Here is a 17,596-nt window from a genome sequence, read left to right on the forward strand (position 1 = left end):
TCGGGTGCGGTCAATGCGCCTGGCAGATTTCTGCCCACTTCTCTACAGAAAGATCGCCCTTGCAGCTCTGCAGCACGATCACGCCCGGCTCGCCGGCATTGCGGAACTGGTAGGCGGTGTTCTTCGGCAGCAGGCCCTGGTGGCCGCGCGAGAGCTTCATCCAGCCCATCTTCCTGCCCCTGGGCTCGCCCTTCACGAGCACGGCGCCGTTCTTGTCCTTGTCGGCCACCGTCTGGCTCTCGTCGAGCTGCACGAGGTGCACTTCGACGTCGCCGTCCATCACGAGCGCGAACTCGTCGTGCGCGCAGGTGTACCAGGGCGAGGTGCCTTCGGCGCGCAGCGTCTCCAGCACGTAGATCTGGTTCTGGCCGAACACGACCTTCTCGTAGGGCTTGCTGATGCTCGCAATCTCGAAGCAGTTGGAGAAGGCGTAGTGGCGCACGTCGTCGTCGATGGGCTCGACGTGCCCCTTCTCGAAGTGCTTGAGGGAACCGAAGCGCGTCTTGTAGGTGGCGTCCGGGGCGGTCGAAGTGGTGGCTGGCATGGCTTGTCTCCTTGGATGAGCGAACTCTAGGAGCCATGCGGCGGCACCGGTAGGGACCAGTTTGGAAGAGGATTATTCGGAGCTTCCGAATAATCGCTGGGGTTTACCCCCTGTCGGACCATCGCTCCGGGCCGCCGGCGTCGCCCCCGGCGAGGGGGTTGGCGAAGCGACACGAAGTGCGCGAAGCCTGGGGGAGTGCTCACCTCATCCGCTGGTGCGGCTGAACTCGATGAGCTCGGCCGGGATCAGGCCTCGTTCGATCAGCGTCGCATCCCACGGCGGCACGCGCGTGAAGCGGGTGGCGATGTGCTCGATGAACAGGCGCAGCTTCAGCGCATTGCGCGAGGTGCCCGCGTACACCGCACTCAGCGAGAACGACGACAGCTGGTGGTCGGCCAGCACCACGCTGAGCTCGCCGCGCGCGATTGCATCGCCCGCGACCAGCGTCGGCAGGCAGACGATGCCCGCGTGCTCCAGCGCGTATTCGCGCAGCAGATGCACGCTGTTGGTCAGGAGCGCCGCCGCGAGATAGATGGTGGTCTGCTCGCCGCCGTGGTGGAAGGTCCAGCGGTCGCGCGTGGGGTAGCCCGAGTACAGGCCCAGCTTGTGGCGGTGCAATTCGCGCGGCGTGGCCGGCGTGCCGTGCGCCTTCAGGTACGCCGGCGTGGCGCACAGCACCCGCCGCACCGGAAAGAGCGGCCTGGCCACCAGCTCCTGCGAGGCCGCGGGAAAGATCTGCAGGGCGCAGTCGACGCCGGCCTTCACCGGGTCGGCCACCGCGTCGCTCACGATCAGCTCGAGGTGGATGTCGGGGTAGGTCGTCTGGAACTCGCGCAGCAGCGAGGCGAAGCGCCCCAGCACCATGCCGGTCAGCGCATGCACGCGCAGCGTGCCAGAGGGCGTGCCGCGCGCATCGCGCATCTGGTCGACGATGCTGTCGGCGCGCGCCACCAGCTCGGTGCAATCGCGCAGGAAGGCCTGCCCCATGTCGCTGAGCCGCACCACGCGCGTGCTGCGGTGGAAGAGCGGTGCGCCGAGGAACTCCTCGAGCTGCTTGACCCGCGTGGTGACGACCGAGTTGGCCACGCGCAGCTGCCTTGCGGCTTCAGCGAAGCTCTGGGTCTGCGCTACGCGAACGAAAGTTTCAATGCTTTGGAGGCGGTCCACGGCGGCACTGTACTGCGGGGCCGTGCGGCGCGGGGGCTTCCGGCGGCGTTGCGGGCAAGCCTAAAGGCCGCGAAAGGCCTGTCATCCCTGTATCGGGGGGTTACCCGCCCCACTTACAATCCCTGCCGCATCACCCACCCCTACGAGGTCTTGTCCGCAATGCCCAAGAGCCCCAGGCCACGCGCCCGTTTCAGCTTCTCCCCCACCGTGCGCGCCCTGCTCCTGGCCGCGGCCACCTGTGGCGTCGCGCTTCCGGCGCTGGCGGCCATCGAGCACGAGGAAGTCGACAAGCTCATGCAGGCCGGCAAGCTCGACGAGGCCATGGTCAAGGCCGAGGCCTTCCTGAAGGACAAGCCGCGCGATCCGCAGATGCGCTTCCTCAAGGGCGTGATCCAGCTCGACACCGGCAAGCGCAACGAAGCCATCGCCGCCTTCACGCAGCTCACGCTCGACGCGCCCGAGCTGCCCGAGCCCTACAACAACCTCGCGGTGATCTACGCGAGCCAGAACCAGTTCGACAAGGCCCGCGCCGCGCTCGAAAGCGCGATCCGCACCAACCCCAGCTACGCCACCGCCCAGGAGAACCTGGGCGACGTGTACGCCCGGCTCGCGAGCCAGGCCTACAGCAAGGCGCTGCAGCTCGACCAGAACAACACGGCCGTGCAGCCGAAGCTCGCCGTGATCCGCACGCTCTTCACGCCGACGCCGCCGGGCGGCAAGCCGACCGCGCTGATCGCCGCTGCTGCGCCTGCTCCTGCCGCCAAGGCCGCGCCCGCACCTGCGCCGGCACCCACTCCCGCCGCACCGCCGCCGCCTGCCAAGGTCGCGGCAGCTCCCGCACCGGTGGCCGCCGCGCCCAAGGCACCTGAAGCAGCTCCAGCTCCCGCGCCCGCTCCTGCGCCCGCGGCGGCAAGCAACACCGCCGCCAATGCCGAAGTCGAATCGGCCGTGCGCGCCTGGGCCTCGGCCTGGGCCAGCCAGGACATGGACCGCTACCTCGCGGCCTACGGCTCCGACTTCGCGCCCGCCGGCGGCCAGAGCCGCAAGAGCTGGGAAGAAGACCGCCGTGCACGCATCGTCGGCAAGTCGAGCATCAGCGTGAACATCGAGAACCTCGCGATCAAGGTCGACGGCCAGAACGCGACGGCCAAGTTCCGCCAGGTCTATCGCGCGGACAACCTGAACGTTTCGAGCCGCAAGACGCTGGAGATGCAGCGCTCCGGCAATCAATGGCACATTCGCAAGGAAAGCGTCGGCGGCTAGTGGCAGACATCGTCCGGCAGGGCCGGCTCCAGACTCCTCCGTTCCGTCTGCGCGGCGGGCAACAGTTCGTTGCGGCACTGATGACCGCGTCGGCGCTGATGCTCGCGGCGCCCGGTGCCGCGCTCGCATCGAACGGCTCCGGCAAGGCTGGCGCAGGCGCCCACAAGGAAAAGGCGGAAAAGGCCAAGGCGAAGGCTTCCGCAGGCAATGCACGCGCCGCGGCACGAGCCGGCGCGGCCGGCCGCCCTTCTTCCATCAAGGAAGCCAGGGAATCCCGCGGGGCCCGAGGCCGGAAGGGTGTCGCCGCGGCAGCAGCGACTTCGGCGACCGTGGCAACGGCGGCGAGGGCCGGGCGCAAGCCCGCTTCGACGGGCGCCATCCAGGAAGCCAGCAACGCCGAGGCACGCCTGATCGCGGTCTATGAGATGTTCGGCCGCGGCCAGACCCGTCCCGCGCTGGCCAAGGCGCGCGACCTGGTGCGCGACTATCCGAACTTCCAGCTCGCGCAGCTCGTCTACGGCGACCTGCTCGCGGCGCAGGTGCCGCCTTCGAACGCCCTGCCCGACACCGCCAGCATCGCGAAGATGCGCGGCAACCCGGCCATGGCCGAGCTGCACGAGGAATCGAAGCGCCGCCTGCAGGCGCTGCGCGAACGCCCACCGGCCAACACCGTGCCGTCGCAGTTCCTGGCGCTGTCCACCCGCAGCCGGTACGCCATTGCAGTGGACGCCTCGCGCTCGCGGCTGTACCTGTTCGAGAACTCGGACAAGGGCCTGAAGCTCACGGCCGACTACTACATCTCCGTCGGCAAGTCGGGTACCGACAAGGTCACCGAGGGCGATGCGCGCACCCCGCTGGGCGTGTACTACATCACCAGCAGCCTCGACCCGAAGTCGCTGAAGGACTTCTACGGGGCGGGCGCCCTGCCCATCAACTACCCCAACCCGTACGACGTGCGGCGCGGCAAGACCGGCGGCGGCATCTGGCTGCACGGCACGCCGCCGCAGCAGTTCGCCCGGGCGCCGCTGGCCAGCGACGGCTGCGTGGTCATGGCAAACCCCGACCTCAAGCAGCTTTTGCGAAAAGTGCAAATCGGCGCCACCCCGGTCGTGACCGCGCGCAGCCTGCAATGGATTTCGCAACCGCAGGCGGAAAAAGAAGCACAGTCAATTACAAGCGCTATCACCGGCTGGAAAGATGCGCGTGCCAGCGGAAATGAAGCGCAATTGAAGAAATTCTATTTGCCCGATTTCCAGCGCAGCAGCAAAAAGACAACCGAGGGAATTTCGGTCGTCGACGACGAAGTGAAATACGCGCAGGGCAAGCGCGTGCAGTTCAAGGACCTGTCGTACCTCCACTGGAAGGACGGCGACGACACCATGGTCGTTACCTTCGGCGAAGTGTTCGAAGGCGAGAAGAGCGGACGTTCCCGGCGCCAGTACTGGTTACGCCAGGGTACCGACTGGAAGCTCTTCCACGAAGAAATCCTGGGCTGACGCCCGGGCCGAAGCCCTCCCGCCAACGCGGTCACCCCCTTCAACTTGTGACTTTTTGCTCACGAGCTGGGCCTTTTTTGACCGTTACATCTAGGGCTCGGGACCGCGTGCTACGTAACACGTAACGCGTTTGTTCCCGTAACACCCCCGCCGCGCGCGTTCCCCGCGCCGTTACGCCACATCCCCCCTTCATGGGAGGCGCCATGTGGCCTACAGAGGGAAAAATTCACTTCCGAATCGTTAACTAGCTGGCCAGGCTGCTCCTGGCTCCGGCTGGCGAGAGGCTGGCCGCCATCCTGCTTTACCCCTTTTGGCTAGCACACCCTGACGAAAGTCTTGCGGGTTTGCCTTGTTGATACACGGAGTTACGCTGTATAACATCCACATCGCAAGCCTTTGTTAACACTTCCTGAAAGGGGAAATCATGCATAGCTCAATAAAGCGTTTTTTGCACGATGAGGAAGGCGCGACCGCAATTGAATATGGAATTATTGCGGGCCTTATTTCAATTGCGATCGTCACGGTTCTTTCCGGAAGCACGGGTCTGGGCGGCAAGCTTTCGGACGTCTTCACCTATATCACGAACAAGCTGGCTGCTATCTCGATGACCTGAGCGACACGATAGTTCTCACGACTTTCCATCGACTCTTGAAATCACGTTCCGGCATTTCCCCTGTTGTTTTTCGAACGTCACTCCTTGAAAGGTCTCATCATGCGTAACTCCATCATCCGCTTCCTCCGCGACGAAGAAGGCGCCACCGCCATCGAGTACGGGATCATCGCGGGGCTGATCTCCATCGCGATCGTCACCGTTCTCTCCGGTAACACCGGCCTCGGCGCGAAGCTCGCGAGCGTCTTCACCTACATCACAGGCAAGCTGGTTGTCCCCTCCTGAGCACCCGAACCAGTGATGCGATCGGCGTGTTTGCTGTGGTTGCTGTTCGTTGCCGTGTATGACTTCCGTCAACGCCGCGTCCCCAACTGGCTCGTGCTTGCCGGCGCCGCAGTCGCGCTGGCGGCACTTGCGCTCGGGATGCAGCCCTTCGGCCTCGACTGGACCACTGCACTCACGGGCGCAGCCGTCGGCTTCGGCTGCCTGCTGCTCATCTACGCCGCCGGCTACATGGGAGCCGGAGACGTGAAATTCGCAGGCGCGCTCGGACTCTGGGTCGGCCTGCCCGCGCTGTTGCCGATCTGGGTCGGCGCCAGCCTTCTGGCCGGACTCCACAGCGCACTCTGGCTCGCGCTGCAACGCTGGCCCTTCTCTCCCCGGCTTGCGCTGATGCTGCACGGCCCCGCCTCTTCAGGCTCTTCTTCTTCCGCCGTCGAAACCGACGGCGGCGCCGCGCCGAAGCGCAGGCGCATCGTTCCCTACGCGGCTTATCTCGCCATGGCCACAGCGGTCTGGATGGTCTGGGGGCGACAGAGTTAGCAGTTCACTGCCTCTGTCACTGCGGGTCATCCATCTCTCAATCCACACGATCGCTTGCCCCCACTCTTTCATCCGCCGCCCATGATCAACATCACGAAAATCATCGCCGCCGTCCTCGTGCTCCTGGCCATCGCGCTGGGAGGCTATGCATGGATGCTGAGCCGGCAGGCCCCCGCTCCGGCCGTGGCGGCGGCGAACCCGGCCACCGCCCCCACCAAGGTGCGCGAAGTGCTGGTCTATCCGGTGGTGGTGGCGGCAAAGTCCCTGCCCGCGGGCGAGGCGATTCCCGCCGATGCGCTGCGGGTGGAGCGCCTCACGATCAACCCGGTCGGTGCCTACCAGGACGTGAACGCCGCCGTGGGCCGCGTGCCGGTGCTGGACCTTGCCGAAGGCACTCCCGTGATGGAAAACCAGCTGGTGTCGGGCCTTGCCACGCGCATCGACGAAGGCGAGCGCGCCGTCGCGATCAAGGCCGACGAAGTCATGGGCGTGGGCAACAAGATCCAGCCCGGCGATTTCGTCGACGTGTTCATCACCCTCAAGTCGGACGGCAAGGACGTGGACCGCAGCCAGGCCCGCCTGCTGCTCGCGCGCAAGCGGGTGCTGGCCTTCGGCAACGCCTCGGTCGACGGCCTTCCGTCGAAGGCGCCGGACAAGGCGGCCCAGCAGGCCCAGCGCAATGACCAAGCCCGTACTGCCGTGCTCGCAGTGCCCATCGACGAAGTGAACCGCCTGACCATCGGCGACGCCAGCGGCCGCCTGATGCTCGCGCTGCGCAACCCGGCCGACAAGTCTGAGCCCGATCCCAAGCTGTTCGCCGAACTGCCCACGGCCCTGCAGCCCGCCCAGGCCAAGGCCGGCGAGGCGCGCCGCGGCCCGCTGGAAGGACTGGACCTCGCACAGGCCGGGCTGACCACCGCCGATCTGGTCACCGGCGGCAAGGGCCCCTCCGTGCGACCGATGGCCACAGAGGCCCGCGCAGTTTCGACCAGCCCGCACGCCGCAAAGCCAGCGCGCAGCGGCGGGCTCCAGGTCGAGGTCATTCGCGGCAACCGCAGCGAAACCGTGAACTACTGAGCCCGAGCCGGCAAGCAGCCACCAGACACAGGTCACCCAGGAAAATCAAATGCATCACATGCCCCGCGAGTCGTCGACCCGTGCCGCTCGCAGTTCCACAGACGTGAAGGATGTCGCGCCGAGGCTGCTGCGCTCATCGCTGATGGCCGCGCTCGCGATGTCGCAGGCCGTCTGGCCGCTGGCCGCAACCGCCGCCGATGCGCAAGGAACGGGCACACGGCCGCAATTCCAGCCGCAGCGCCCGATGGCAATCACCGTCGGCTCGCAGCGGGAACTGCTGGTCGGCAAGGGCATCGACCGCATGGCCATCGGCGACGAAGCCATCGCCACCGTCGCCATCACCCGCCAGACACCGAACTCGCCTGCCGCGCGGCTGATCGTGACGGGCAAGACCGTCGGACACACCACCCTGATGGTCTGGGAAAAGGGCAGCACCGCCGCAACCACCTATGCGATCGAAGTGCGCCGCGCCACGGCCAACGTGACCGGTACCATGGACAACATGGCCGCGCACCAGGCGCAGCGGACCGCGGCGCTGGCCAGCCTGCCACCCGGCGCCGAGAAAACCGACCTCATCGACCGCTCGGTGGTGAACGTGCGCAGCAGCACCGTGCAGGTCGAGGTGAAAGTCGTCGAGTTCAACCGCAGCGTGCTCAAGCAGGCGGGCCTGAACATCTTCAGCACCCGCCCCAACGCGAACGGATTCAGCTTCGGGGTATTCGCACCGTCATCGCTCCAGAAGGCCACGTTCAACACCAACGGCCAGATGAGCTACGAGTACAACAACCCGGTGACACAGGCCTTCAGCCTGCTGCTCAACTTCAGCAAGGCCGGCATCGGCCTGGACGTCGGCTTCCTCGAAGGCAACGGCATGGCCCGCGTGCTCGCCGAGCCCACGCTGGTGGCCTTGTCGGGACAGAGCGCGAGCTTCCTGGCCGGCGGCGAGCTGCCGATTCCGGTGCCGCAAGGCCTGGGCACCACCAGCATCGAATACAAGCCCTTCGGCATCGGCCTCACGCTGACGCCCACGGTGCTGTCGAACGAGCGCATCGTGCTCAAGGTGGCGCCCGAAGCCAGCGACCTCGACTACACCAACGCCCTGAGCCTCAACGGCGTCGCCGTGCCCGCGATCAGCACGCGCCGCGCAGACACCACGGTGGAGCTGGGCGACGGTGAGAGCTTCATCATCGGCGGCCTCGTGAGCCGCACCACCACCTCCAACGCCGACAAGGTGCCGCTGCTGGGCGACCTGCCGATCCTGGGTGCCTTCTTCAGCAAGAACAACTACCAGATGAAGGAGAAGGAGCTGGTGATCCTGGTCACGCCGCACCTGGTCAAGCCCATCGCGCGCGGCACCGATCTCACGCCCTACCTTCCCGGCACCGCCGAGCAGCGCGACGGCGCCGTGTGGCGCTCCTATTTCCTGGGCGGCGCGATCGACACGCCCGTGCCCGGCTTCTCCCGCTGACCGACCCGACAACCGATGACACGGACCATGCATCGCAGGCTGGCACCATGAACGCACCACGCGACAGCATTCCAGAAACAGGCAGCGAGACCTATCTCTTCGCGTCGACCAACGGCGGCCACATCACGTGGCTGACCGACGCGCTCGGCACCCTCGGCTCCGTGGTGGTCCTGCCGCCGGACACGAAGTCGATCGACGAACGCATCGCCCTGCTGGGGCCGGTGGCGGTCTTCATCGACTTCTCGCCCGACCAGGGCGCCACCGCCAGCCAGCTCCACCAGCGCCTGAAGCGCGACTGGCCCACGCTGCCGGTGCTCGCCACCGGCGTGTCGGCCGAGCCCGCCGCGATGCTCTCGGCCCTGCGCGCGGGCGTGGACGACTTCATCGACATGGCCGCGCCGCCCACCGACGCGGTGGTCACGCTGCGCACCTTGCTCGAGCGCCGCAGCACGCTGCAGGGCGGCACGCGCGGCAGCACGCTGGCGCTGCTGGGCGCGCGCGCCGGCCTCGGCGTGACCACGCTGGCCACCAGCCTGTCGCTCGCGCTCAACGACCAGCTCACGCAGGCGCCGCAGCGCCCGCCGGGGCGCAGCTCGCGCCACGGCGTTGCGCTGCTGGACCTGGGCCTGCCCGCGCGCGACGGCCTGCTCTACCTCGACACGCAAAGCGGCTTCAGCTTCGTCGACGGCGTGCGCAACCTGCGCCGGCTCGACCAGACGCTGCTGCACACCGCGCTCGCGCATCACACCAGCGGCGTGGCCATCCTGCCGCTGCCCGCGAGCCTCGCGCAGGTGCGCGAGATCTCGCATGCCGACTCGGTCTCGCTCATCAAGCGCCTGGCCGACTTCTTCGACTTCCAGATCGCGGACCTCGGCGGCTTCTCGACCATCGACTTCATGGCGCAGACCGTGCGCGAGGCCCAGCAGGCGTGGGTGGTGTGCGACCAGAGCATCGGCGGCATCGTCTCCACGGCCAACATGCTCAAGGAACTGCGCGCGCGCAACGTCGAGACCGAGCGCCTGTCGCTGGTGGTGAACAAGTTCGACAGCCACGTGGGCCTGTCGGCCAAGGACATCGCCGAGCGGCTGGAGCTGCCGCTGCGGCACGTGCTGCCCGCGCGCAGCGCGCAACTGCTCGCCGCCGCCAGCCGCGGCGAGATGCTGGTGCGCACCGCGCGCAGCGACCCCTATTCGCAGGCCGTGGCGGGACTCGCCCGCAGCCTGCACCAGGAATACATGTCTGCCACGGGCCAGCCACCGGCCAAGGATCCACGCTGGGTCGCGCTCATGTCGCAGGTCACCGGCCTCTGGAAGAGTTCACACGAAGGTTGAGCCCATGTCCACCGATATCGAATTCGCCGACGACGACCAGGCGTTCATCAACTCCCAGCAGTTCCAGGACATCAAGAGCTGGACGCACGACCACCTGCTCAGCCGCATCGAGGAGCTGGGCGCGGAGTTCGGCCGCTGGTCGCGCGCGTCGATCCAGCAGTTCGTCGAACTGGAGGTCGACAGCTTCGTGCGCCTGCGCCGCGTGCCGATCAACGACCGCGAGATGCAGCTCATCTCCGACGCGCTCACCAAGGAGCTCGCGGGCTTCGGGCCGCTGGAAGACCTGCTCAACGACCCGGCCGTGGAAGACATCCTGATCAACGGCTACCAGAACGTGTACGTGTCGCGCCACGGCGTGCTGGAGCGCGAGACGGTGCGCTTCGCCGATTCCGAGCACGTGATGCGCATCGTGCGGCGCATCCTCGCGCCGCTGGGACGCCGGCTCGACGAATCGAACCCGATGGTCGACGCGCGCCTGCCCGACGGCGGGCGCATCAACGTGATCATCGAGCCGCTGGCCATCGACGGCCTCTCGGTGTCGATCCGCAAGTTCCGCAAGGAGCCGCTCACGCCGGCCGACCTGGTGAAGCTGGGCACCTTCGACGCGGGCATGGCGCAGCTGCTCGAAATCGCGGTGCGCGCGCGCTGCAACGTCCTCGTGAGCGGCGGTACCAGCTCGGGCAAGACATCGCTGCTCAATGCGCTCGCCAGCTTCATCCCGGCGCGCGAACGGGTGATCACCATCGAGGACACGGCCGAACTGTCGCTGGGCACCAGCCACGTGGTGCGGCTCGAAAGCCGCCCCGGCGGCTTCGACGGCCAGGGCGTGGTGTCGATCCGCGACCTGCTGCGCAACAGCCTGCGCATGCGGCCCGACCGCATCATCGTGGGCGAAGTGCGCGGCGCCGAAGTCATCGAGATGATGCAGGCCATGAACACCGGCCACGAAGGCTCGATGGGCACCATCCACGCGAGCTCGCCACGCGAATGCCTCTACCGCCTGGAGATGCTCGCGGGCTTCGCCGGCTACCAGGGCAGCGAGGTGAGCCTGCGCCGGCAGATCGCCAACGCGATCGACTTCATCGTGCAGATCGGGCGCCTCTCGAACGGACAGCGCCGCATCATCTCGCTGAGCGAGGTCACAGGCGTCAACGACAACGTGGTGGCGATGCAGGAGCTCTACCGCTACGAGCCCATCGTCTCGCCCGACGGCGAGGAGCGCGACCGCTGGGTGTCCCTGGGCATCGCGCCGCACTCGCCGAAGATCACGCGCTTCCGCCAGTCGCTGCAGCGTGCGGCGCAGCACGGAGGAGACGGCCGTGCATGAGGCCCTGCTCGTCGCGCTCTGCATCGCGCTGCTGATGGCGGCCGCAGGGCTGCTGCTGTGGCAGTGGGCGAAGAACCGGCAGGTACGGCTGGCGACGGAGCGGCACCTCGACCAGCAGATCCAGGCCACTGCGGCGGCCTCGGCCACCGATGCGACGCCGATACCGATGCCGCTGCGGGACCTCGCCAGCGACGGCCTCGCCTCCGGCCTCACCACCGACCCGTGGCTCGGCACCGAGGCAGCGGCCGTCGCCCCCGTGCGCACCAGCCTGATCGAACGCGCCATTCCGGGCTGGATGGTGGGCGTGGTCGAGCCGCGCACCATCGTCTTCGCGCTGGGCATCATCGCGGGCATCTGCCTGCTGGTCGGCGTTCTGGTCGGAGGGCTCGCCGCACTGGGCGTGCTGTTCCTGCTGGTGCTGATGACGAGCTTCGCACTGTGGCTGCAGCTGCAGAAGTTCCGCCGCAAGCTGATCCGCCAGCTGCCCGGGTACATCGATGCGATGGTGCGGCTGATCACCATCGGCAACTCCACGCAGGCCGCCTTCCAGCTCGCCATCGCCACCACCCAGGCACCGCTGCGCGGCCACCTGGAGCGCTCCGCGGCGCTGGTGCGCGCGGGCGTGGATCTCGACCGCGCGCTGCAACAGACAGCGGAGAACGTGCGCATCGAGGAGATGTACCTGCTCGCCTCCATCCTGGGCCTGGGCGTGCGATACGGCGGCCGCGCCGACCTGCTGCTGGAACGCGTGAGCAACTTCATGCGCGACCGCGAGCAGGCGGAGCAGGAACTGATCGCGCTGTCTTCGGAGACGCGTCTTTCGGCCTGGATCCTCGGCCTGCTGCCGGTGGGCGTGGGGGCCTTCCTGATCCTCACCAACCCAGGTTATTTCATGGGGATGTGGAACGACGACACGGGCCGCATCCTGATCTTTTCCGCGGTGGGCCTGCAGCTGACGGGCGCGGCGCTGCTCTACCGGTTGGCGAGGCTGGCATGACGTTGACGCCCAACCTGCTCGCCATCGCCAGCCTCGTGCTGCTTGCGCTGGGCCTGCTGGTCGGCGCCGGAGCGCTCGTCGCGGCCGAGCTGCGCCGCACGCGCAGCGGGCAGGCCATCGGCCGCGCCATCCGGCAGGCAGCCGCCATGCCCGATCTCAAGTCCGCCGTCGAAGCTCCGGCGGACCCCGATGCACCCTTCAAGCCCGAACTCGACCTGCCGTTCCATTGGCTCGATTCGCGCATCGGCCGAGCCCTCGTGGCGGACGAGGACCGCAACCTCATCGACCAGTGCGGGCTGCCGTCGAAGCGGGCCCAGCTGGTGTTCCTCGTCGCGCGGGTCTCGCTCGCATTCCTGCTCCCGTTGCTGGCGTACCTGTTCTGGAGCGGCGGGCACACGCGCAGCACGGTCACCATCGTGCTCGCGGCGGCGGCGGCCATCGGATTCATGGCGCCCAAGTGGGTGCTGGGCCGGATCGCCGCGGGCCGGCGCGAGCGCGCGGCGCGGGAGCTCCCGCTGTTCGTCGACCTGCTTCGGCTGCTGCAGGGCGTGGGCCTGAGCCTGGACCAGAGCCTGCAGATCATGGCGACCGACTTCTCGCACGTGCTGCGCGTGCTGGGCTACGAACTGGGCATCGCCAACGCGCAGTACAGCCAGGGGCGCACCCGCGAGCATTCGCTGCATCGCCTGGCAACGCTGCACAAGAACGAGAACATGCGCGGCCTCGTCTCGCTGCTGGTGCAGGTCGACCGGCACGGCGGCGCGGTGCAGGAGCCGCTGCGCGTGTTCAGCGACCGGCTGCGCGAAAGCCGCCGCTCCGAGCTGAAGGAGCGCATCGGCAAGATCACCGTGAAGATGACCGGCGTCATGGTGACCACGCTGCTGCCGGCACTGGTCATCGTTACCGCGGGCCCGGGCTTCATCGCGATATTCCGTTCACTGGGAGGCATCATCAAGTGAAAACCGAAAACCTTCCCGCATGCACGCCCCGCGCCAGCCGCCTGCTGGCATGCGCGGTCGCCGCCATCGCCATCACCGGCTGCGGTGCGCTCAAGGACCAGTACGCCGCGGCTGCCGATGCCCAGCAGCGCGCCTCCGCCGAAGCGAACGCCGACACTAAGGCCGGCGCCGCCATCGACACCAAGGCCACCTACCTCAGGCTCGTGGAGCAGATGCAGAAGGAAGGCCTGTGGTTCGCCTCGCTGGCCCACATCGACGCGCTCGAGCAGCGCTGGGGCGTGTCGCCCGAGTCCACGCGCATGCGCGCCGACGCCCTGCGCCAGACCGGTCAGGCCGAAGCGGGCGAGCAGGCCTACAAGCGCCTGATCGGCACGCCGCTCGAAAGCGCCGGCTACCGCGGACTCGGCCTGCTGGCCGGCGCGCGCGGCAGCTACGCCGAGGCGGCCCAGCTGCTCAGGCAGGCCCAGCGCCTGACGCCCACCGACGCGGCCCTGCTCAGCGACCTGGGCTATGCAAGCCTGCGCGCCGGACAGGTCGCCGATGCCCGGCTGCCGCTGATGCAGGCGCTGCAGCTGCGCCCCGACAGCGCGCAGGCCCAGTCCAACCTGGCGCTGTATTTCGAGGTCACCGACCAGGGCGAGCAGGCCAACAGGCTGATGGAGGCCAATCGCATGTCGCCTGCCGCTCGCGCGGCGGTACGCGAGGCAGCGCAGCAGCTTCGCGCGGGCGGCATCGCACCGGCGGCCACCGGCATCCCGCCTGCTCCCGTGGCCGTGCGGCCGCTGCCGAATACAGCGGCACTCGCGCGCGAAGACGCGGCTGCGGCGCCGCTGATGCTCAAGGCCTCGCGCTGGTCGGGCAACGGCGGCATCCGTACCGCCAGCCAGCTCAATCCCGCCGCCGCGGACGCCAATTCGAACGCCGCCGCGGTCTCCCTTTCGCCGAACTCGACTTCCCGAGGCACCCCATGAGAAAAACACCCACGGCCCGTCTTGTCGCGCTCTGCGCCTCCGGTCTCGCCGCCACGCTGATGGTGGCCGCGCCCATGGCGCTCGCGCAGCAGCAGCAGCAGCAGCAGCAGCAGCAGCCGTCCGGCCCGGCCAAGGCGCAAGAGCCGGCAGCCCCTGCAGCCCCCACAGCAGGCGCACCGGCACCTGCCGCCGCCGCGGCGGCGCCGCAACAGGGCCAGGAAGAAATGGTGGGGGACGGCGAGTACGTCTACGAGCGGCCGCAGGTGGGCGACGCCACGCAGAGCCTGTTCGCCTGGCAGCGCGGGGGAGAGATCTCGTCCGCCACGCCCAGGACCATTGCGGGCGACGTCGCCAACCGCAGCTACCAGCGCTACCTGAAGAGCTTCGAGTACCCGATCCCGGAGCGCATGACGTCCAGCGTCAAGGCGACATCGGGCGGCGGCGGCTCCGGCGCCGGCGGCGACGCGCCGAAGTAGGCGAGCCGGGCACGCACAGGACCGGACATCGCAATGGCGACGCCACGTCTTCTCACCCGCACGCGCGCGCATGCCCAGCGCGGCGCGTACGCGGTCGAGTTCGCCCTGGTGTTCCTGATCTTCTTCTCGCTGCTCTACGGGATCATCAGCTACGGAATGCTGTTCGCGTTCCGGCTCGGGCTGCAGAACGCGGCGGAAGACGGCGCGCGCGCCGCGCTGCGCTACCAGTCGACCTTCGCGGCGCGCGCCACCCAGGCCCAGACGACGGCAGCGGCCAGCAGCAACTGGATGCCGCCGGTGGTCACACGCAGCGTCAGTGCCACCGTGTGCGGCGTGGTCAGCAACAACTGCACGGCTCCCGCCTGCGGCACCACCTGGGACACGCGTTGCCAGATGGTGGTGACCGTGACGGCAAGCAACCTGCAGGCGCTGCTTCCGCCGTTTCCCAGCTTCGCCATGCCCACCACCATCGTCGGCAAGGCCAGCATGTTGCTCGACGGGAGGACGCCGTGAGCGGCAACAGGAGAACCCGCACGCGCAGGCCGGCTCGCGAGCGCGGCGTGGCCGCCATCGAATTCGCGCTGGTCTTCAGCGTGCTGTTCAGCGTGCTGTACGCGCTCGCCACGTTCGGCGCGGTGCTCTACACGCAGCAGGCAGTGACGCGCGCCGCGGAAGAAGGCGCCCGCACCGCAGGTCTCATCACGTCGCCCGTCGCAGGTGACGGGCGAGTCAAGGACGCTGTCTACGCCGCCCTGGCCAATTCACTCGTCGTCCCTGTTTCGGCAAACGCCGACGTGACCAGCAGGCGCAACTGGATCGTGTCCAACGTGACCGTCGACCCCGTCACCAGCGGCGCCGGAGCATCTGCCAGCTACGTGGTGACGGTGAGCTACCCCTACAGCGCGAACCGCCTGCTGCCATCCATACCGTTCCTCGACATCAGCACGTGGATGCCCAATCAATTGCGGAGTCGCTCGACCATCGCACTTCGATCGTCCTGAGGAGTTCCATTGCAATGAACGCAACACTCCATCACCTCTCCAGTCGCAGGCGAATCCGCGGATCGGTCCTGATCAATACGGCCATTGCGCTGAGCCTGATCGTCATCACCCTGCTCGGCACGCAGCTCGGCTATCTCTTCTTCATCAAGCGCGAGCTTCAGAAGACTGCAGACCTCGCAGCGCTGTCGGGGGCCCAGTCGCTTCAGCCGTTTCTCTGCGCCGATGCGAAGACCGCAGCGGTGACGAACGCCGCTCAGAACATGCCGCCCCTGCTGCCTGCCCTCACGCAGGCGGACGTGGAATGCGGAAACTGGGACCCAGGCAATCCCACGCGAACGGCACCTCAGTACTTCGGTACACCCGGCACCGGCCAGGCCTTCAATGCCGTGCGGGTCACCATCACGAGGACTCCGGCACTGCTCCTGCCGGGAATTTCCGGCAGTCCGGCAGCCACCATCAGCGTGCAGGCACTTGCCGCACAGCGGCAGCCGCTCGCTTCCCTGGCCATTCGAAGCACGCTGGTGAGCATCGACTCCAGCCAGTCGGCCTTGCTGAACGCCCTGTTCGGCGGCCTGCTGGGCGGTTCGCTGTCGGTCCAGGCCGTGGGCTGGCAGGGGCTGCTCAACACCGACATCCAGTTGTTGAGCTTTCTCGATCAACTCAAGATCGCCCTGAACATCAGCGCCGCCAACTACGACCAGGTGCTCGCTACGAATGTGGACGCGGGTGTCCTGCTCCAGGCCATGATCTCCGTCATGGAACGCAGCGGCAACACTGCCGCAGCCACCATCCAGGCGTTGCGCGACCTGCTCGTCACTGTCCAGGCGTCGCCGTTCACCCTCAAGCTCGCCGATCTGCTGAACGTGGCGAGCGGAACGGACGCTGCCGGCCTCAATACCAATCTGCAGCTCTTCCAGCTCGTCCAGGGAATGATCCAGGTCGCGAACGGCAAGAACGGCCTCGCGGCCACCGTGCCGATCAACGTCCCCGGCATTGCCAGCGTCACGGCGAAGGTGCAGGTCGTCGAGCCGCCGCAGGTCTCGGCCGTGGGAAATCCGATGCTCATCAATCCGGCACTCGGGGTTAATGATCCGAACAGGATTTACGTCCGCACTGCACAGGTCCGCATGCTGCTGTCCGTCAATCTCGACGGGATCACAAATCTTCTTTCGAACTTGCTTTCCACGGTGACTGGTGCGCTGTCTCCGCTTATCAATTTTCTCGATAGCGTTGCAACTTTGAATCTCGGAACGATTGTGTCCGACTTGGTTGCAACAGTCGTCTGCAGCGGCAACTGCCTAGTGACCAAGGTTATTTACGCACAAGCTCTCCCCGCACCCATTGAAATTGGTCTCAGTGCTGGCAATGGTGCGGGACTGGTTACAGGCCATACATGCAACAGCTCTGATAGCAAATCATTGAATGTCCAAGCCAGCACTAGTGTGGCTCGGTTGAATGTCGGCAAGGTTTCGAACATCTTTTCGTCTTCTGTGCCGGCAACAGCCGCTCCTGTAGGCATCGTCGAAATCGGCTATCGCGAAGCCAAGTTCGACTGGTGTCTTCTGTCGCTGATCTGTAGCCCCAAAAAATGGAAAGCTGCGAACGGCACGTATGTGACTGACATGGGGCTTGCCCAGAAAACTGTCATCTCCGGACTCGGCCTTGTCGTCAACTCGGACGTCGGCGGAAGCGCAAGTGGCACCGCACTGACTTATGTTGCTCCAGCTCCGGCAAACCTACCAGAGATCGATGCCGCGCCATATGACGGCACAGGCAAAGATCCATCATTCAAGCCCATTAGCTCCACGTCGCTTGTGCAAAGCCTGGGATCCACGCTAGGTGGAATCCAGATTCAGCCCTACTCGAGCGACAGCAGCGGTGTCCTCGGAGGCCTGCTGAACGGCACCTTCAGCCTGATCAGCAATCTCCTGAACACTCTGCAGACGGTGGTGACGAACGCACTCGGTCCCCTGCTCGACCCCGCCGTCAATGCACTACTGAACCTCCTGGGAATCGACCTTGCGCAAGCGCAGGTCGGCGCTCGCCTCTCGTGCAATCGAGGTGCCCAGCTGGTCTATTGATATGCG

At 67.0% G+C, this 17,596-nt stretch carries 18 protein-coding genes; 16 read left to right on the plus strand and 2 right to left on the minus strand.

Annotation, left to right across the window (positions count from 1 at the left end; genetic code table 11):
• Positions 1 to 10 precede the first annotated feature (10 nt).
• The gene (locus FHT32_RS04270; protein ID WP_176663370.1) at positions 11 to 544 is read right to left on the minus strand and encodes a hydroxyquinol 1,2-dioxygenase; all 534 of its coding nucleotides are present in this window, start codon (positions 542 to 544) and stop codon (positions 11 to 13) included.
• A gap of 204 nt (positions 545 to 748) precedes the next feature.
• Positions 749 to 1,711 (minus strand): LysR family transcriptional regulator, encoded by a 963-nt coding sequence (locus tag FHT32_RS04275; protein WP_176663371.1) that lies wholly within the window; start codon positions 1,709 to 1,711, stop codon positions 749 to 751.
• Positions 1,712 to 1,870: 159 nt separating this feature from the next.
• Between FHT32_RS04275 and FHT32_RS04280 the strand changes: the two genes are divergently transcribed.
• The 16 genes from FHT32_RS04280 to FHT32_RS04355 all read left to right on the plus strand — a co-directional run bounded on the left by FHT32_RS04280 (position 1,871) and on the right by FHT32_RS04355 (position 17,590).
• Entirely contained in the window at positions 1,871 to 2,974 is a 1,104-nt protein-coding gene (locus tag FHT32_RS04280) for a nuclear transport factor 2 family protein (protein ID WP_176663372.1), read from the plus strand.
• A complete protein-coding gene (locus tag FHT32_RS04285; RefSeq protein ID WP_176663373.1) occupies positions 2,941 to 4,470 on the plus strand; it encodes a murein L,D-transpeptidase family protein in 1,530 nt (509 codons plus the stop codon). The genes FHT32_RS04280 and FHT32_RS04285 overlap by 34 nt, the downstream gene beginning before the upstream one ends.
• Before the next feature lie 424 nt (positions 4,471 to 4,894).
• Positions 4,895 to 5,083, plus strand: a complete 189-nt coding sequence (locus tag FHT32_RS04290; RefSeq protein ID WP_176663374.1) for a Flp family type IVb pilin — start codon at positions 4,895 to 4,897, stop codon at positions 5,081 to 5,083.
• Between the two features lie 99 nt (positions 5,084 to 5,182).
• The gene (locus FHT32_RS04295; protein ID WP_176663375.1) at positions 5,183 to 5,365 is read left to right on the plus strand and encodes a Flp family type IVb pilin; all 183 of its coding nucleotides are present in this window, start codon (positions 5,183 to 5,185) and stop codon (positions 5,363 to 5,365) included.
• Positions 5,366 to 5,380: 15 nt separating this feature from the next.
• Complete coding sequence (locus FHT32_RS04300) at positions 5,381 to 5,902, plus strand: prepilin peptidase (protein ID WP_176663376.1); 522 nt, start codon at positions 5,381 to 5,383, stop codon at positions 5,900 to 5,902.
• A gap of 81 nt (positions 5,903 to 5,983) precedes the next feature.
• Complete coding sequence (gene cpaB, locus FHT32_RS04305; protein WP_176663377.1) at positions 5,984 to 6,979, plus strand: Flp pilus assembly protein CpaB; 996 nt, start codon at positions 5,984 to 5,986, stop codon at positions 6,977 to 6,979.
• 49 nt (positions 6,980 to 7,028) lie between these two features.
• The gene (locus FHT32_RS04310) at positions 7,029 to 8,447 is read left to right on the plus strand and encodes a type II and III secretion system protein family protein (RefSeq protein ID WP_176663378.1); all 1,419 of its coding nucleotides are present in this window, start codon (positions 7,029 to 7,031) and stop codon (positions 8,445 to 8,447) included.
• Positions 8,448 to 8,494: 47 nt separating this feature from the next.
• Entirely contained in the window at positions 8,495 to 9,778 is a 1,284-nt protein-coding gene (locus tag FHT32_RS04315) for a histidine kinase (protein WP_176663379.1), read from the plus strand.
• Positions 9,779 to 9,782: 4 nt separating this feature from the next.
• Positions 9,783 to 11,105 carry a CpaF family protein gene (locus FHT32_RS04320; RefSeq protein WP_176663380.1) on the plus strand — a complete coding sequence of 441 codons (1,323 nt, stop codon included), beginning with the start codon at positions 9,783 to 9,785 and terminating at the stop codon, positions 11,103 to 11,105.
• Positions 11,098 to 12,102, plus strand: a complete 1,005-nt coding sequence (locus FHT32_RS04325; protein WP_176663381.1) for a type II secretion system F family protein — start codon at positions 11,098 to 11,100, stop codon at positions 12,100 to 12,102. Before FHT32_RS04320 ends, FHT32_RS04325 begins: the two co-directional genes overlap by 8 nt.
• A complete protein-coding gene (locus FHT32_RS04330; protein ID WP_176663382.1) occupies positions 12,099 to 13,061 on the plus strand; it encodes a type II secretion system F family protein in 963 nt (320 codons plus the stop codon). The genes FHT32_RS04325 and FHT32_RS04330 overlap by 4 nt, the downstream gene beginning before the upstream one ends.
• Positions 13,058 to 14,032, plus strand: a complete 975-nt coding sequence (locus tag FHT32_RS04335) for a tetratricopeptide repeat protein (protein WP_176663383.1) — start codon at positions 13,058 to 13,060, stop codon at positions 14,030 to 14,032. The genes FHT32_RS04330 and FHT32_RS04335 overlap by 4 nt, the downstream gene beginning before the upstream one ends.
• Positions 14,029 to 14,508 carry a DUF3613 domain-containing protein gene (locus FHT32_RS04340; RefSeq protein WP_176663384.1) on the plus strand — a complete coding sequence of 160 codons (480 nt, stop codon included), beginning with the start codon at positions 14,029 to 14,031 and terminating at the stop codon, positions 14,506 to 14,508. Before FHT32_RS04335 ends, FHT32_RS04340 begins: the two co-directional genes overlap by 4 nt.
• 33 nt (positions 14,509 to 14,541) lie before the next feature.
• A complete protein-coding gene (locus tag FHT32_RS04345; RefSeq protein ID WP_176663385.1) occupies positions 14,542 to 15,021 on the plus strand; it encodes a TadE/TadG family type IV pilus assembly protein in 480 nt (159 codons plus the stop codon).
• A complete protein-coding gene (locus FHT32_RS04350; protein ID WP_371132127.1) occupies positions 15,018 to 15,509 on the plus strand; it encodes a TadE/TadG family type IV pilus assembly protein in 492 nt (163 codons plus the stop codon). Before FHT32_RS04345 ends, FHT32_RS04350 begins: the two co-directional genes overlap by 4 nt.
• Positions 15,510 to 15,523: 14 nt before the next feature.
• Positions 15,524 to 17,590 (plus strand): TadG family pilus assembly protein, encoded by a 2,067-nt coding sequence (locus FHT32_RS04355; RefSeq protein WP_176663386.1) that lies wholly within the window; start codon positions 15,524 to 15,526, stop codon positions 17,588 to 17,590.
• Positions 17,591 to 17,596 lie beyond the last annotated feature (6 nt).

Source organism: Variovorax sp. SG517, from assembly GCF_013376045.1.
Taxonomy (GTDB): Bacteria; Pseudomonadota; Gammaproteobacteria; order Burkholderiales; family Burkholderiaceae_C; genus Variovorax.

Excerpts from the sequence above, each read along its gene's own strand:
- cpaB (WP_176663377.1), top strand. The coding sequence starts at position 5,984 with ATGATCAACATCACGAAAATCATCGCCGCCGTCCTCGTGCTCCTGGCC.
- FHT32_RS04315 (WP_176663379.1), top strand. The coding sequence starts at position 8,495 with ATGAACGCACCACGCGACAGCATTCCAGAAACAGGCAGCGAGACCTAT.
- FHT32_RS04340 (WP_176663384.1), top strand. The coding sequence starts at position 14,029 with ATGAGAAAAACACCCACGGCCCGTCTTGTCGCGCTCTGCGCCTCCGGT.
- FHT32_RS04320 (WP_176663380.1), top strand. The coding sequence starts at position 9,783 with ATGTCCACCGATATCGAATTCGCCGACGACGACCAGGCGTTCATCAAC.
- FHT32_RS04345 (WP_176663385.1), top strand. The coding sequence starts at position 14,542 with ATGGCGACGCCACGTCTTCTCACCCGCACGCGCGCGCATGCCCAGCGC.
- FHT32_RS04330 (WP_176663382.1), top strand. The coding sequence starts at position 12,099 with ATGACGTTGACGCCCAACCTGCTCGCCATCGCCAGCCTCGTGCTGCTT.
- FHT32_RS04295 (WP_176663375.1), top strand. The coding sequence starts at position 5,183 with ATGCGTAACTCCATCATCCGCTTCCTCCGCGACGAAGAAGGCGCCACC.
- FHT32_RS04280 (WP_176663372.1), top strand. The coding sequence starts at position 1,871 with ATGCCCAAGAGCCCCAGGCCACGCGCCCGTTTCAGCTTCTCCCCCACC.
- FHT32_RS04285 (WP_176663373.1), top strand. The coding sequence starts at position 2,941 with ATGGCACATTCGCAAGGAAAGCGTCGGCGGCTAGTGGCAGACATCGTC.
- FHT32_RS04355 (WP_176663386.1), top strand. The coding sequence starts at position 15,524 with ATGAACGCAACACTCCATCACCTCTCCAGTCGCAGGCGAATCCGCGGA.
- FHT32_RS04300 (WP_176663376.1), top strand. The coding sequence starts at position 5,381 with ATGCGATCGGCGTGTTTGCTGTGGTTGCTGTTCGTTGCCGTGTATGAC.
- FHT32_RS04270 (WP_176663370.1), bottom strand. The coding sequence starts at position 544 with ATGCCAGCCACCACTTCGACCGCCCCGGACGCCACCTACAAGACGCGC.
- FHT32_RS04290 (WP_176663374.1), top strand. The coding sequence starts at position 4,895 with ATGCATAGCTCAATAAAGCGTTTTTTGCACGATGAGGAAGGCGCGACC.
- FHT32_RS04310 (WP_176663378.1), top strand. The coding sequence starts at position 7,029 with ATGCATCACATGCCCCGCGAGTCGTCGACCCGTGCCGCTCGCAGTTCC.